The 15022-nt window shown below is 59.3% G+C and carries 13 protein-coding genes; 4 read left to right on the forward strand and 9 right to left on the reverse strand.

Annotation, left to right across the window (positions count from 1 at the left end; all coding sequences use genetic code 11):
- The 3 genes from AC04P6_RS00130 to AC04P6_RS00140 form a co-directional block, all read right to left on the reverse strand.
- On the reverse strand, positions 1 to 730 hold a 730-nt coding region (locus AC04P6_RS00130), incomplete at its 3' end, for a DUF6591 domain-containing protein (protein ID WP_475564555.1).
- 115 nt (positions 731 to 845) lie between these two features.
- The gene (locus AC04P6_RS00135) at positions 846 to 1961 is read right to left on the reverse strand and encodes an SPFH domain-containing protein (RefSeq protein WP_475564556.1); all 1116 of its coding nucleotides are present in this window, start codon (positions 1959 to 1961) and stop codon (positions 846 to 848) included.
- Positions 1962 to 1971: 10 nt separating this feature from the next.
- The gene (locus AC04P6_RS00140) at positions 1972 to 2535 is read right to left on the reverse strand and encodes a hypothetical protein (protein ID WP_475564557.1); all 564 of its coding nucleotides are present in this window, start codon (positions 2533 to 2535) and stop codon (positions 1972 to 1974) included.
- 159 nt (positions 2536 to 2694) lie between these two features.
- Here AC04P6_RS00140 and AC04P6_RS00145 point away from each other — a divergent pair, with 159 nt between their 5' ends.
- Positions 2695 to 3114, forward strand: a complete 420-nt coding sequence (locus AC04P6_RS00145) for a hypothetical protein (protein ID WP_066659947.1) — start codon at positions 2695 to 2697, stop codon at positions 3112 to 3114.
- A 232-nt stretch (positions 3115 to 3346) separates the two neighbouring features.
- Here AC04P6_RS00145 and AC04P6_RS00150 read toward each other — a convergent pair whose 3' ends face one another.
- The 5 genes from AC04P6_RS00150 to AC04P6_RS00170 all read right to left on the reverse strand — a co-directional run bounded on the left by AC04P6_RS00150 (position 3347) and on the right by AC04P6_RS00170 (position 9632).
- On the reverse strand, positions 3347 to 4060 hold the full coding sequence (locus tag AC04P6_RS00150; RefSeq protein ID WP_475564578.1) for a LytR/AlgR family response regulator transcription factor: 714 nt from the start codon (positions 4058 to 4060) through the stop codon (positions 3347 to 3349).
- A gap of 234 nt (positions 4061 to 4294) precedes the next feature.
- On the reverse strand, positions 4295 to 5605 hold the full coding sequence (locus AC04P6_RS00155) for a GAF domain-containing sensor histidine kinase (protein WP_475564559.1): 1311 nt from the start codon (positions 5603 to 5605) through the stop codon (positions 4295 to 4297).
- A gap of 10 nt (positions 5606 to 5615) precedes the next feature.
- A complete protein-coding gene (locus AC04P6_RS00160; RefSeq protein WP_475564560.1) occupies positions 5616 to 6431 on the reverse strand; it encodes a sulfite exporter TauE/SafE family protein in 816 nt (271 codons plus the stop codon).
- A gap of 20 nt (positions 6432 to 6451) precedes the next feature.
- Positions 6452 to 7726, reverse strand: coding sequence for a hypothetical protein (locus AC04P6_RS00165; RefSeq protein WP_475564561.1), 1275 nt, complete (start codon positions 7724 to 7726; stop codon positions 6452 to 6454).
- A 199-nt stretch (positions 7727 to 7925) separates the two neighbouring features.
- The gene (locus AC04P6_RS00170) at positions 7926 to 9632 is read right to left on the reverse strand and encodes an FAD-binding protein (RefSeq protein ID WP_475564562.1); all 1707 of its coding nucleotides are present in this window, start codon (positions 9630 to 9632) and stop codon (positions 7926 to 7928) included.
- A 318-nt stretch (positions 9633 to 9950) separates the two neighbouring features.
- Between AC04P6_RS00170 and AC04P6_RS00175 the strand changes: the two genes are divergently transcribed.
- From AC04P6_RS00175 to AC04P6_RS00185, 3 genes are all read left to right on the forward strand, one after another.
- Entirely contained in the window at positions 9951 to 11174 is a 1224-nt protein-coding gene (locus tag AC04P6_RS00175) for an MFS transporter (RefSeq protein WP_475564563.1), read from the forward strand.
- Positions 11175 to 11277: 103 nt separating this feature from the next.
- Positions 11278 to 12078 (forward strand): MerR family transcriptional regulator, encoded by an 801-nt coding sequence (locus AC04P6_RS00180; protein ID WP_475564564.1) that lies wholly within the window; start codon positions 11278 to 11280, stop codon positions 12076 to 12078.
- Positions 12079 to 12160: 82 nt separating this feature from the next.
- Positions 12161 to 13456: an amidohydrolase gene (locus tag AC04P6_RS00185; protein WP_475564565.1), complete on the forward strand. Its 1296-nt coding sequence runs from the start codon at positions 12161 to 12163 to the stop codon at positions 13454 to 13456.
- 182 nt (positions 13457 to 13638) lie between these two features.
- Here the strand turns inward: AC04P6_RS00185 and AC04P6_RS00190 are convergent, their stop codons facing one another.
- Positions 13639 to 14946, reverse strand: a complete 1308-nt coding sequence (locus AC04P6_RS00190; RefSeq protein WP_475564566.1) for a trigger factor — start codon at positions 14944 to 14946, stop codon at positions 13639 to 13641.
- Positions 14947 to 15022 lie beyond the last annotated feature (76 nt).

Raw genomic sequence — 15022 nt, forward strand, 5'->3', positions numbered from 1 at the left:
TAGCGTTGTACTTCTCCATGAACGAACTGTACTTCGACATGATGCTGGAATACTTGCTCAGCAGCGACGAGACATTGCCCGAGCTCTTGTACTCCTTCATGAAGTCGACGTACTCGTCAATGAACGCCTCGTACTCGTCCAGGAAGGACTTGAGTTCAGGCGTTACCTCGCTGTCGCTCGAGGAGCTAGACGAACTGGAAGAATTGGAGGAGCTGGAAGATGAAGACGAAGCAGCCTTAAGGCTTTCGTACGCCTCATTGTATGCTGATTCGCTAATCATGGAAAAGGTTATCGAATCGCTACCCTGCGTTAGAAGAAGCTTGCCGTTCGACAGCTGCCACTTGTTGGAACTATCGGTTTCAGAGCCAGACATTCGCACCGTCGCATTTCCATCACCAGCATCCGTCCACGTAAAAGATTGCTCACTAAGACCATCCGAACCAGGCGCGGCTAGCAAACCAGAACCATCCTCTTTCATCACAACCAAGATATTAAGGCCACCGGATCGCCTCTTATCAATTTGATCGGACGTATACGACGTGCCACTAATTTTCCCCGACTCTATCTGCCAATAGCCCACAAACTCGCTCTTCTGCTCCTGAGTGGCCGAAGATGAATTCGACTGCTGCGAGCCGGACCCCGAGCAACCCGTCATGCACACGCCCGCCATAAGCGCGGCAACCACCACGCATGCGGTAAACACACCGCGAAGCCTCGTCCCTACGTTCATAATCTACCCCTCTCAAACACATGAAACACTCCATTACGACACCACCCAGTTTGGTTAATGGAAGAAGCGTTTTCATTAACTGGCAGTTAATAAGTCGCAAAAGAATTCGCGGGGCTTACAACCCCAGCAGCTCCCGTTTCTTTGCATCGAACTCTTCCTGAGAAAGAATGCCCGCGTCATGCAGCTCTTTCAATTTCTTAACCGTCTCAATTCGTTCATCCACGCTCTGACCCGACGATCCAATCTGACCATTGGGATTGATGGCCTGCGCCATATTCATGCCAAACAGCATTCCGCCACCGTCACCCAATCCATTATCCTGAATACCCTGCGCAATCTTTTGCTGCGCAGCCATATTGGATGCTTGCTGCGATACGCCCTCATACGCCGCGACATTCATTCTCGTTGATGCATACTGCCGCACAAGCTCGCGCGACTGGGGCGTGAACTCAACATTCTCAATTGCAACGCTTCGGATTTCCAAGCCAAAACGCTCAGGCCATGTTCCCGCGTTTTGCTCATCGTTTACAACCGCCTGCGACACCGCGTCCATCCGAGAGGGCAGCTGCGAAATCCGATATTCGGCAGAGAGGGAATTCAACGCCACGATGAACGACTGCATGAACTCTGCAAGTATCTGGTCACGAACGTTTTCGTCATCGAACGAATAGTGATACACACCCGGTGGCAAAAACTTCCGAACGAACGTTTCCACATCGCACACCTGCACGGAAAACTTGCCATACGCCGTAACCTCAAGGTCGGCACCGTAGAACTTGTCGTTGTAAACCTGGGGGCCGCGCGTGCCAAATTTAATGCCCCGTATCTCTCGCAGGTTTACGAAGGCAACCTGCTTTCGATCGGGGGCTATACCGCCGAACTTAACCCTGTCTTTCACCTGGCCAACTATGGACGCGCGTATGCCATCGCCATTGAAAATACTCCCCTGACCAGCAGCATATTCGTACTTTCCGGGCTTGGTTAGGACGTTCTCGATCGAAGACTGGCAGAAGATAAACGCCGCGGTATTTTCCGGCACATATATGAGGGAACCGTTGGTGATAACGCCCTCTTCCCCAAACGAATTTACGCCTCGGCCATGGCTGTCGCCACGTTGGGTACCTGGAGCCACAACGACATGCTCGTCAAAGGGCGCAGCAGTCAACGCCTCTTTCCACTGGTCTGCAAGCGTACCGCCTACAGCATCGGTGAATGCCCGTACGATTCCCATTTCGTTCTCCCTATAGCCTCTGTCCAGTTCCGCAATACTCACATGTAACGACTTGCCCCGTATAACCCTCTATTGGGGCATGACACGCTTCGCATGACGCCTTTACACGCTGCGGGCCCTGGTCCTGCTGCGCCTGCCGCTTCTTGTCCCTCTTGCCCCCGAAAGGATTAAACGCCGAAAAAATTTGAGCAAAGTCATCGGAGTAGCCATGCTTCTCCTCGGCAGGCATCGTTGCCATACCGGTAATGAGGCGATTAATCTCGCTGCAAAACGGGGAGAAATCTATCCTCTCCCCCGACACCAGCTCGAGAACATCTCCAGTCGACAACTGAATGATGCACTTTCTCAAGCCATACTCATTAACCATCCGCACATTCGCCCGATTCCCAATGATAGGGATTTGACTGATTGGGTATTTCTTGTCGCTTAACACGCGACTCGTCCACGTCGACTTTTCGACGACATGGATGTATTTGTTCGTCAAAACGACATCTCGGGCGCCATGGGAGTTCACGCTAACGGAATCAAGCCGCATAATCGCAGACTCACCATGCTCCATATTCAATTCAGCCATAGCTGCTCCTATCGCCAAACTAGATTCGCAAGCCATTACAGAAACCTATGCTCCACGCTTCCCCATTTTCCTTCCCAAATTCATAACGCGCATTAACTGCCAGTTAATGAAGCGCCAAATAAGTTCGGGTAGGGTACCCTTGAGTAAGAAAGGAAACCCATGCAAGAACCGCTAACTGACAAGATGCTCGACGAGCTGCTCAACGCTCCCAGCGTTGACGAGTTCATCGATGGGCACGAATTCACCGAGCGTTCGCTTTCGGAATACCTGCAGACCCTGCTAAAGGAAAAGGGTCTTGAAGAGGCCCAGGTTACGCGCATGGCCAACATCATCCCCACCTACGGCTACATGATCTTCAAGGGGCAACGCCGACCAAGCCGTAACAAAGTCCTCCAAATCGCCCTTGCCATGGCGCTGAACCTCACCGAGACCAACCGCGCACTCGAAGCGGCTGGCGCAAGCCTTCTGTATTCGAAGAACAGGCGCGACGCCATCATCATCTTCTGCATCGACCGCGGCTGCAGCTTGCAGAAGACAAACGAAGAGCTCTATCGCTTTGGAGAGGAAATCATCGGCTAACAGCTTGGCGGTACCCCACACATAAGCCAAGCACGAGAAGCCCGCGAGCATGCACGTGCCCGCGGGCTTCTGGCATTTGCACGCAGCGCGCCCGAATGCCTAAAGCGGCCCAAATTCCCGAGGTGCGCACTCAACGCCCAAAGCGTTTCCGCCGCACGCCACGTCTATCACGCACGAAAAACGCCCGGCCGCCGAAGCGAGCCGGGCGTTTCACTGTTATGAGCAGACCAAACTACAGGCCCAGGGCCTTCTTCAGGGAAGACACGCGGCGGCGGGAAACGGGAACCTTTTCCTCGCAGCCATCGAGCGTAAGCAGCAGCGTGCCGCCCGACACGGACTCGATTTCCACGACCTGCGACAGGTTGACCAGGTAGCCACGATGGACGCGGAAGAAGCCATGACCATCGAGGCGCTTTTCGAGCTGAGCCAAGCTAACCGTGCTGAAGTACTTGTCGCTGTCGGTTTGCAGGTACGCGTAATCGTCGCGCGCCATGACGTAGCGAATGCTGTCGATGCCGATGAGGATCTTCTTGCCGCCCTTTTCGACGGGAATGCGCTCGAGCTTCTGCACCTTGGCATGCAGCGCGACATGTTCCTTCACGCGGGCAATAGCCTGGGACAGGCGCTCGGTTTCAACCGGTTTCACCAGGTAGTCGATGGCGTTTACCTTGAATGCGTCGATTGCGAACTCGCTGTAGGCGGTAACGAACACCACCGCGGGCGGGAACTTCAGATGCTGCAGGGCGTCGGCGAGCTGCAGGCCGCTTGCCTCGGGCATGCTGATGTCGAGAAACATGACATCGCAGGGATAGTCTTTCAGCTTCTCGATAGCCTCGCGCACGCTGGCCGCCTCGGCAACGACTTCCGTCTGGCCGAGCTCATCGAGCAGGAATTTCAGCTCGGAACGAGCTGGGGCTTCGTCATCAACGATAATTGCTTTCAGCACCACGTGGTGCTCCTTTCAACCGGTTACCCACCATGTGGTGGTGCGCATCGATTTACCGTTCCAAGTATATGACATCGGCTGTCGTTTCACCGAGAATTCCGCATGTTCGCCGCAACGTTCAGAATGTGTGACAACTGAATACGGAACGCTGCAGGAACCATATGCGCAATCCAGCAGCTGGCAACGCGCACACGCGCCGCACGCATGCACGGCAGACGTATGCAGGCGCGGCAGCTACCTGGGGGTATCCTCGGCCTTGCAGCAATCCTTCAGGAACAGCGTCACCGACGTGCCCTTGCCTTCCTCGCTCTGCACGTCCATGTACGAATCGGGACCAAAATAGCCCAGAATGCGTTCCTTGATGTTGCGCACCGCGATGCCCAGGCCCGTGGAGGAACCAGGGGCCGCGATGTTGCGACGCTTATCCTCGCTCATGCCAATGCCGTCGTCGGTGATGGAGATGAGAAGGTCGTCGCCCTCGCTCCACGCCTTCACGCAGATGTGAAGCGTGCCCGTAGCGGGCATGGCGTGGCGAACCGAGTTCTCAACCAGGGGCTGGATCATGAACGCGGGCACGAGCTTTTCGGACAGCGAGCTGGGCACGTCGGACTCCAGCTGCAAGCGCTCCTCACCGAAGCGGGCAATCTCGAACGTGAGGTAGCGCTCCGTCTGATCGACTTCGCGCGCAAGGGTAATCAGGTCGGAGGCATCCTCGAGCGTGCGGCGGTAGAACGTCGCGAACTCGCGCAAAAGCACGCGCGACTTGTCGGGGTCGGTGCGCACGAACGATGCGATGGTGTTGATGGTATTGAACAGGAAGTGCGGGTTGATCTGGCTCTGCAGCGCCTTGAGCTCCATCGACGTGGCAAGCTTCTTCTGCTCTTCCAAGGCCGATGCGGCTACCTGCGTGGAAAGGAGCTCCGCGAAGCCGGCGGCGATGGATTCCTGCGTCTCGTTGATGTTGCGCGGGCGCGGGTAGTAGAACTTCAGCGTGCCCACGGCCTTGCCGCTTACGATAAGCGGCGCCACGATGCCGGCGTTGATGATGTGATGGTCTTCGGGAAAGCCAATTTCCGCCGAGGAATGCAGCACGCGCATCTTGCCATCGTCCAGGGTGGCATGCGTGGCGACCGTGCGAATGGGCGAACCCTGCTGGTTGTATTCGCGGCCGCTTCCCGCATAGCCAATGATCACGCTATCGTCGGTGATGGCCACCGCAATGGCGCTCGTGGCGGGCAGGAGTGCCTCGCAGATCTCCTGGGCGCTCTGCTCGTTCAGGCCACCCGACATGCTGGCCGCCATCTTGCTTGCCAGCTTCAACACGGCGTTGCTCTGAACTGCACGAATGCGGTCGGGGTCGAGCCAGAGGCGAATGAGGATGATGAGGCTGATGGTGAAAATCGTGCCAACGGCCACCACGAGCTGCATGTTGCGCATGGGGTCGATCATCATCACGGCCATGCACACCGCGGCAACCACCGCGATGAAGGCGAACGCGGCCTCCGCGAGTATGTACTGGGTATGGCGGGGAACGTGCGAGAACATGGAGACCTTCCTATTTCATCAGGGAGAATACTTCATTCGAGGCGAGCATGAGGGCCATCGCCATCAGCATGCAGCCGAAAAAGACGCGGAGCGTGCGGTCGGAAATGCGACGCGCGAGATTGGCGCCCAGTATGGCGCCCGGAATGGATCCAACGGCAAGCGCGACGCCCGCAAGGACGTGCACATTGCCCAGCAGGCACTGGCTAATCGTGCCGGGGATGGCAAGGATGACGATGGCGAGCAGCGACGTACCCGACGCCTGATGCATGGAAACGCCCACGTAGGCCAGGAAGAGCGGCACCATGATAAAGCCACCGCCCACGCCCACGTAGCCGCTGAGCACGCCCGCAATCAGGCCGATAATCGCGCCGACGGCAAGGTTGCGCCCCGATACGCCCGCACGCTCGGGCTTGGCAGCGCAAACCGCCTCTTTCCCATTAGACGCGCGCGCCGACGGCGCCTTGGGCTTACGAAGGCCCTTCATGAGCATGCGCGAGGCGCTATACGCGATGACGGCCGCCGCCACGAACATCACCAGCCATGATGGCGAGATGCTCGCAAGCCATACGCCCACGGGGCTCGTGCACGCCCCTCCCAGGCCGGCCGCAACGCCCACGGGCACCAGGCACGTGCGATTGCGAATGTGGGCCACCAAGCCCGCAATGGACGTGGGAATGATGGTGAACAGCGATGTCGCGGTGGCTTCGATGGCCTGCATGCCGTAGCCCAAACGAAGAAGGGGAACGATTATCGTTCCCCCGCCAATACCGAGCATCCCCGAAAGAACGCCCACGATGACCCCAACGGCAACGGATATGAAAAACATCGCCAAATGGTTCACCTATGCTATTCGGAATCGGGAAGATTCAGGCGAATCTCGCTCGTGGCACCCGGATCGAGGCTTTCCTGCTGGCGCATCTCGCCATGACGCAGGGCAGCCGATTCCACCAGTGCCGTTCGTAGGATCTGGTCGTTTTCCGTACGGGCCATGAGCTCGGGCCAGATGTACTGGAACTCGAAGTACTTCGAGCAGTTTTCCTCGGCGTATTCGGAAGCTTCCGCATAGGCGATTTTCGCAGCCAGGCGGTACTGCTTCTTGTCGGGGCGCCCGAAGCTGCGCAGAAGCGCGGTGCGCGTGACGCGGCTCTTGATGCCCGGTTCCAGGAACGGACCCGGATACGGCATGAGCGACTCGGGTTTTACCTGGTTGAGGTCGATTTGCGTGCGCGCGTACTCCATCTTGCGGTACTCGTAGAGCCAGCGATAGATATCCTGGCGGAAACGCACGCCCTCGCTCTTCGAATCGGGCGGCAGATGCAGCATGACCCATTTGTTGTCGAACCAGATGTCGGAGCCGTACATGCGCAGGTTGAGCATGTAATCGAGGTCTTCGCCGCGCACGACCCACGGGTCGAAGCACACGCGACGGTAGGCTTCGCGATGGAGCACCAAGCACCCGCCGCACACGTGGTTGCTGCGGGAAAGGCGCGGGCCGCGCATGGCCGCGTCGATCCAGGAATTGAAGGCCGAACCCTGCTCCCAGTAGCGGTTGTACCACTTGTCCTGGCTCTTCGAATGGTACGTGCCCTCGGAATTCAGGTAGTAGCCCGTCTTGGCCAGAATGGGAATGCCGCGGCGCGTGAGCTTACCCAGGCCGTAGATGCCCTTCGCCAGGAATTCCGGGTCTTGGATGACTTCGTCGTCGTCGAGGAAAACCGCGGAATCGTAGCCGAAGATATTGGCGATGACCAGGCCGAGGTTGCGAACGGCGCTGTAGCCTTCCAGTCCAATCTCGAACTCCATGCGGCCCATGTTCAGCTGCTCGAAACGCTGGCGGATAAGCGCAAGTTCGGCTTGGCCGATGACGATGATGTTCAACGACGGGAACTGCGCGCAGATGGCCTGCACCTTCTGCATCGCGGGAACGGCAGCGTCGCGCTCGGAGGCCACGGGGATGATTACCTGGCCCACGCCGCGTACGCGCTGAAGCGATTTGAGCATGCGGCCCAGCTCACCGGGCCTGGAAAGCGGCGTTACGTGGTCGTACACCGTATGGGGACCCGTGGGACGTGCCTTTTCACGGGCGGAAATGTATGTCGGGACGATGATTAGCGGATTCATGCCCCTCCTTTCGAAACCGCTTTATTGTAGCCGAGGTAGCGCTCCTTGGCATCATGTTTCACCAAAGCAGCTCTGCACCACTATCTGGGGTTCACATCGAAGAAGATGCAAGCGGGCCCGCTTCCCGAGGAGGAAAGCGGGCCCATACCGCGCTGGCGCAGGGAGGGACGCGCCGGGCACACGATATTGACGTGGTGAACTAGGCCTTCTGGATGTAGGAAAGCGCTTCCTTGGCCGAGATGTAGCCCGAATCGATGCACAGGCCATAGCAGAAACCGGGGATGTCATAGTACGGCGAATAGTACAGGCTGCCCGAGTCGGTGCCAGCTGCATACAGGCCGGGCATCGGCAGGTTATCCTCGGCCTTCAGGACGTTGCAGTTGTCGTCGGTGCGCACGCCGCCGAAGGTGCTCCAGGCGCTGGGCTCGTTCTGCGTGACGTAGAACGGGGGCGTTGCCACCTTGGAGAGGTACCAGGGATTGGCGCCGAACTGCGCGTCAACGCCCGCGTCGCAATATTCGTTGTACTGGGCAACGGTTTCCTCGAGGTCGGTAAGGCCGAAGAATTCGCCCAGCTCCTTCAAGGTATTTGCCTTGTAGCACCAGCCCTCGGAGATGCCTTCCTCGATGTCGGCGTCGAGGTTCTCGAGCACACGACCCTTGAAGTAGTTGCCAATGAACCAGTTCTCGCTCGTAGCGCCCTTGGCCGTGGTGTACTCGTAGAGGCCCTGGGTCTTCATGGCATCGACGTACGCCTGGTCGACAACCGCGTACCACGGGGCGTTCAGGATGATCTGCTCGCTGCCATAGCTCATGGGATAGTCGCACAGCAGGCCCTCGTTGATGAATCGCTTGCCTTCGGCGTCTACCAGCAGACAGCCATACAGGCCGAACTTGAACGCGGTGTTCTGGTCGAACTTGTCCTGCTTGGCGGGACGGCTCGCCTTGCTATGGGTTCCGCCGTACTCGCAGGGGCAGTAGCCGAACGTCTTGTCGAGCGCCGCGCCCGCAGCCTCGGCAGCCAGGATGGTGTCGCCCGTGCAGATGCTGTCGCCGCCGCGCGCCACGTTCAGCTTGCGCGTGTGCAGGAAGCGTTCCTGCAGGTCACGATTACCCAGGTAGCCGCCGGCTGCCATGATGACGGCCTTGCAGTTGTACGTGATGTTCTTCTTGTTCTTGGTGCAGTTGGCGCCCTTCACCGTGCCGTCGTCGCCCATCACGAGGGACACGAACTCGGTGTCGAACTGCACGTCGATGCCGTCGGCTTCAACGGAGCTCTGCCACAGCTTCACGCGCTCGTCGGACGGAATGGTGATGAGGTGGAAGCCACCCTTCTCGCCCACGAACGGGGTCTCGAAGCGGAAGTTCTTCTCCTCGAACGTGTAGCCAATGCCCTCGAGCTCGGCGACGGCATTCTTGGACTCTTCCAGGCAGCGACGCAGCAGCGCCGGATTGGGCGTCCAGTGGGAATACTCCATGACGTGGTAGAACGCGTCGTCAACCGTGAGGGTCGTGCCGCCTTCCTTGTTCTTCAGCACGTCGGTGCCAACGGCGAACGGGCCGGATACGTACATGCCGTTGGGCGCGGAATAATCGGCGCCCTTCTCGAGAATGACGACCTTCGCGCCACCCTGCGCGGCCACGTGCGCAGCCATCATGCCCGCAGCGCCAGCGCCCACGACGACGATGTCGGCCTCACGCGTTTCATCGGCCTTGAATTCCTCGGCGACCTTCGTCGTGCTATCGGCGCTCGACGAGCTCGCCGACTTGGCCTGACCGCAGCCAGCCAGTGCGCCCACGCCCGCGAGTCCGAGCGCGGAAAGCGCGGCGCCCTTCAGGAATCCACGGCGATTCATGCCCACGTTCAATGCGGACGTGACTTCTTTTCCCTCCATGTTCTGTTCCATGTAAGCCTCCCTCTTCCCTATTCGAGTTGTGTGGAACATATGAAGACACCGTAGGCTATGAAGCAAGTTGAAGGTCAACAGGTTTTTTCAAATAACCCCGCGAACTGGGAAAACGAAAACGCGTCTTTTCAATCGGGCACTCTTTCACGCTAAAGTAGAAGAAATTGCTTCATATATGCCAGGGCAAGCGTTACAAATATCTAACGCGCAAATTCACGGAAAGCGCACTCTAGGGGCATTCGAAAGTCATGTTTCGCGGCAGATGTGGCACCCGCCACACGGATCCGGCGAAACGGGGAAAGGAACCTGCACGACCGCATGAAAGACCATTACGAAAAGGTCATCACGCTCTGCTGCTTCCTTTTCATCTTCGCCAACATCGGGTTGCCCAGCACATCGTTTAGCGTATACCAGCCATACATCGTAGCCATGCCGGCCGTGGGCAACACGGGCGGCTCCATCATCCTCTCGGTGCGAACGCTCACCACCATCGTGGCCATGCTGTTCGTCGACCGCTACTTCAACCTACTCGGCGCACGCGTGGGCGTGTGCTTTGCCACCATCCTCACGGCTATGGGCTTCTTCGCGTATTCCATCGCAACGGCCATGCCCATGTTCATCATCGGCGCCATGCTCGCGGGCGCGGGCTACGGATTCGGCGGCATGGTTGGCATGACCATGCTTGTGAACAGGTGGTATGCAGGCGACCGCGGCAGCGCCATCGGGTTCGCAACCGTGGGAAGCGGCGTGGCGAGCATCATCATCCCGCTCATCGTGGTGGCCATCATCAGCAACGTATCGCTGCAAATCGCCTTCATCGTGGAAGCGTACCTGGCGCTCATCATCGCCGTAGTCGTGGGCGTGCTTTTGCGCAACGACCCTTCCGTCATGGGCCTGAAGAAGCACCAGCACGTGGAAACGGCCGCGGAAAGGGCGCATCGCATCACGCACCACCGCCCCATCCCCATGAAGAACAGCGCATGCCGCCTCTTCTTCTTCGCCCTCGCTGCGGTGGGCGGCATCTGCATGGGCGCGCTCACGTACCTTTCCGTCTACCTCACCACATCGGGGTACAACGACTACTTCGCCGCCACCATGCTTTCCGTGGCGGGCATCAGCCTTACCGTCTCGAAATACACGACGGGCAAGCTGTTCGACAAGATCGACACGGCGCGCGCCACCGCCCTCATGTTCGGACTGCAGACCGGCGGCATCGCCTGCCTCTGCTGCGCCGTGGTGGTGAACCCGCTTTTCGCCATTGCGGGCTCCGTGCTGTTCGGCGCGGGCATGGCCCTGGGCACCGTGGGCACCTCGGAATGGTCGCTCGAACTAGCCCCCGAACATGGACGCGGCAAGTTCATCAAGAACTGCCAGGTGGTCTACGTTATTGGCGGCCTGCTGATGAACTTCGTGCCCGGCCCCCTGAAGGACCTGATGGGCAGCTATTTCTACACGTACGTCATCATGCTCGTGCTTTCCGTGGCGGCCATGCTCATCGTAGTGCACACGCTCAATCGCTGGCGCGAGGCCATCCCCGAATAATCTCGAAGCTTCTTTTTGCGCACTACACGCTTGACCTTGAAGCTGGTTTAAGGTGTAGTTTATCCCGCAAGGGGAGATGAGATATGCCGTCTTGGGAGGGGCCATGCATATCAAAGAGTTTTCGGCTATGACCGGCCTGAGCCAGTCTAGCATTCGCTTTTACGAAAAGCGGGGCCTGCTGCAATCGCCGCGCGAAGACAACGGCTACCGCGACTTTTCGCCTGAAGACGCGTTCCGCATGAACGCGTTTCGCAAGCTGCTTTCGTACAACTTCAGCATCGACGAGGCCATCAACTACATCGATTGCCCGCAGGCAACGGAGTCGTTTCTCGATAGCCTCGCATCGCGCAAAGAAGACATCGAAGAGCAGATAGAGATTCTGAAACGTCGTGTCGACGCCATCTCGAATGCGCTCAACTACATCGGCCAACGCGACAACGAGGAAGCGTTTTCCCTCGTGAACGTACCCGACTGCGTGTACATCCAGGCTTCGGTAAAGCGCGATTTCACGGTATCGCTCAAGCGGAAGGACACCATCGCGGAATTCTATGGGCTGTTGGGCGCGTCGCAGTGCATGCGCATCATAAAGAGCCAGCTCATCGAAACGCAATCGCGCACGGTAACGCCCAACTACATCATCGGCATCCGTCAGACCGACGCCCACCTGCTTTCGCGCAACGCCCGCCAGCACGCGCGCCTCCTACCGCTGGGGCCCTGCGTTCGCTGGCGCAGGGAAATCACGCGCTCGGAGGGCACGAAGGGAACGTCGTACGACCCGCTGCGCCATTACCTCGAGGAGCACGATTTGAAGCTGGCTGGCGACATGCTCACGGCGCCCCAGTTCCTGAACCTCGACGGCAAGGGCACCGACGTGGAAGTCATCTACGCGCCCATCGAGGACTAGCGCCCGATTTCACCTTGCGCCCCTCGCGGGCAAGCCCAATCGTATAATGGATGCATCGGCAAAGGCGACATCAGGGGGAACCATGCTCTTCTCCAACATCACGCTCATCGACCAATCCTTCGAGGCACGCCCCCATTGCTGGGTGGGCACCGTAGACAATCGCATCGCCTACGTGGGCGAACAGGCGCCCGAAGACGCGCAGGCGTACGGAGAGACGTACGACGGCGCGGGCAAGGCGCTCATGCCTGGCTTCTACAACGCGCACGCGCATGCGCCCATGACGCTGCTGCGAGGCTACGCGGAAAACCTGCCGCTCCAAAAATGGCTCTACGAACGGGTCTTTCCCTTCGAGGATCACATCCAGGGCGAACGCGCGCTTCCGGCTACGCAGCTCGCCATCGCGGAAATGCTGCGCTGCGGCATCGTCTCGTTTTCCGACATGTACTACCACAGCGATGCACGAGCCCAAGCCGTGCTGGAATCGGGCATCAAGTGCAACATGAGCGAGGGCACGCTGTCGTTCGACGACACGCCCTACGCCGAGCTTCCCATTTCAGGCATCAACGAGCACTTGATGAAGGACTACCACAACGCCGCAGATGGGCGCCTGCTCATTGACCTCTGCATCCACGCCGAGTACACCAGCAGACCCGCCCTGGTTGAGGCCGTGGGCCAGGCGGCGGTCGACTTCGGCGTGCGCACGCACATCCACGCGAGCGAGACGAAGTCGGAGCACGAGGAATGCAAGGAACGTCACGATGGCCTTACCCCCATCGCGTACTTCGATAGCCTGGGCTTTTTCCGCATGCCCTGCGTCGCGGCCCACTGCGTGTGGACGGAACCCGACGACTGGAGCATCATGCGCGAGCGCAACGTGACGGCCGTGCACAACCCGGCTTCCAACCTGAAGCTGGGAAGCGGCATCGCCCCCATCCCCGCCATGATCGACGCCGGCGTGCGCGTGGCGCTGGGAACCGATGGCGTGGCCAGCAACAACGCGCACGACATGTTCCGCGACATGTACCTCATGGCCGTGCTGCACAAGGGCGCCACGGGCGACCCCACGGCCGTATCCATCAAGCAGGCGCTCGAAACGGCAACGCGCAACGGCGCCCTGGCTCAGGGCCGCGAGGATTGCGGCTCCATTCGCGAAGGCTTCCGTGCCGACCTGGTCGTCGTCGACCTCGACGCCCCACATCTCACGCCCGCAACCGACGTTGCGGCGAACCTGGTGTACAGCGCGCGCGGAACCGACGTCTGCCTCACCATGGTCGACGGGCGCGTACTCTATCGCGACGGCGACTTCCCCACCATCGACGTAGAACGCGCTATGGCGGAAACCAAGGCGGCCACCAGCGCGATCATCGCGGAACTCTAGGAGGCGACCATGAGAATCGGACCGTTCGGAGTTACCGAGCTACTCATCATTCTGCTCATCATCGTCGTGTTGTTCGTGGTCCTCAAGCGCAAGAGCCGCTAAGGCCCCTTGCTACATACGGATGCAAAAGAGCGCGGCCGCATTGCGAACCGCGCTCTTGCTATATCGGGCTATGCCAAAGGCTATTCGAAGATGGCCTTCGATACGGCGTCGTTGTGAGCCTTCAGGCGAGCAGCCGTCTCGCGCACCACGAACCATGCGCCATTCTTGTCGAAGTTCTCGCGCGCCTGATCCTCGTGACCGGGAGTCATTTCATGCAGCGCGGCCTCGATATCTGCGTCGGTGACTTCCTGGCCCATATGGCGGAAGTACGCGTCGAGCGCGAAGCCCTGACGCAGCGACTCGCGCGCCTGCATGGCAATCATCATGCTGAACTGCTGCTCGGATGCGCCCTGCTGCTGAGCGTACTGGGAAATGGTGAGACCCTGAGCCGCGAGGTTCGCCTGCATGTTCTGCAGGATGTCGCGGTGAGTGTTTTCCAGGTACAGGTCGGGGATGTTGGCGTCGAGGCGCTTGGCGAGCTCGGCGTCGACCGCGTTCTCGTCCTGAAGCTTGCGCTGCTCGGCAACCTGGGCTTCCATGCGCTCCTTCACGGCAGCGCGGAAGCTCTCGGCGGTTTCGCCCACGCCCATGCCCTTCATGTTCTCGCGCACGAAGGTATCGGTGAGCTCGGGCACGCGGCGGACGCGCTTCTCGATGAGCTTGGCGCGCACGTGGAAGGCGTCGGGCACCGCGCCATCGGGAGCGCCGGGAAGCTTCGCCGTAAAGTCGAACGTACGCTCCTCACCGGGCATCATGCCCACGACGGCATCGATGAAGCCATCGGGCATCTCGCCCTTCACCAGGGCGATGCGGGAGTTCTTGCCAGAAAGGCTGGCGGCTTCCTCGCCGTTCACCTGGGTGGTCATGTCGAACATGGCGTAGTCGCCCACTTCCAGGGCGCCAGGCTCCTCCTCGAATACCGCGAAGCGCTCCATTTCCTGGGCGACCTGCAGGCTTACCATCTTGTCGGTGAGCTCGAATGCCTGGCTCTTCACGTGCACGGGCGAATAGTCGGTAAGCTCGTATTCGGGACGCAGGATCAGGTCGATCTGCATTTCGAGAGCATTCTCGTCGAAGAGGCCCTCAACGCGCTCCGCAACCGACTGCGGCGTGAACATGATATGCAGCTTCTTCTCGTTCACCACGGCAGGCGCGGCCATCGAGGCTACGTAGGAAGACAGGCCCGCCGCAACGTTGTCGGCGCCAAACTTGTCTTCAAGAGCAGCGCGGATGTCGCCGCCCTCGCCCGGAGCCAAACGTGCTTCCTGTGCCAGGCCAAGCAGGCCCTCGCGCACGAGCGAAGCCTTCTCGCCTGCAGGAATGCGCACGGTAACGCGCATTACGTGGCCGTCGTTTACCAGCTCGTCGGAAATGATTTCGATACTCATTCGAATCCTCTCGTCTAAATTATCCGCGTATAGGATAACAGCAATCCATCCCACGCGCGCTAAAAGGGCGCCACGG

This window comes from Denitrobacterium sp., assembly GCF_056180635.1.

What these genes read in the sequence shown, in the direction of transcription:
- AC04P6_RS00135 (WP_475564556.1), bottom strand. Translation starts at nt 1,961, where the DNA reads ATGGGAATCGTACGGGCATTCACCGATGCTGTAGGCGGTACGCTTGCA.
- AC04P6_RS00140 (WP_475564557.1), bottom strand. Translation starts at nt 2,535, where the DNA reads ATGGCTGAATTGAATATGGAGCATGGTGAGTCTGCGATTATGCGGCTT.
- AC04P6_RS00145 (WP_066659947.1), top strand. Translation starts at nt 2,695, where the DNA reads ATGCAAGAACCGCTAACTGACAAGATGCTCGACGAGCTGCTCAACGCT.
- AC04P6_RS00155 (WP_475564559.1), bottom strand. Translation starts at nt 5,605, where the DNA reads ATGTTCTCGCACGTTCCCCGCCATACCCAGTACATACTCGCGGAGGCC.
- AC04P6_RS00160 (WP_475564560.1), bottom strand. Translation starts at nt 6,431, where the DNA reads ATGTTTTTCATATCCGTTGCCGTTGGGGTCATCGTGGGCGTTCTTTCG.
- AC04P6_RS00165 (WP_475564561.1), bottom strand. Translation starts at nt 7,726, where the DNA reads ATGAATCCGCTAATCATCGTCCCGACATACATTTCCGCCCGTGAAAAG.
- AC04P6_RS00170 (WP_475564562.1), bottom strand. Translation starts at nt 9,632, where the DNA reads ATGGAACAGAACATGGAGGGAAAAGAAGTCACGTCCGCATTGAACGTG.
- AC04P6_RS00175 (WP_475564563.1), top strand. Translation starts at nt 9,951, where the DNA reads ATGAAAGACCATTACGAAAAGGTCATCACGCTCTGCTGCTTCCTTTTC.
- AC04P6_RS00180 (WP_475564564.1), top strand. Translation starts at nt 11,278, where the DNA reads ATGCATATCAAAGAGTTTTCGGCTATGACCGGCCTGAGCCAGTCTAGC.
- AC04P6_RS00185 (WP_475564565.1), top strand. Translation starts at nt 12,161, where the DNA reads ATGCTCTTCTCCAACATCACGCTCATCGACCAATCCTTCGAGGCACGC.
- AC04P6_RS00190 (WP_475564566.1), bottom strand. Translation starts at nt 14,946, where the DNA reads ATGAGTATCGAAATCATTTCCGACGAGCTGGTAAACGACGGCCACGTA.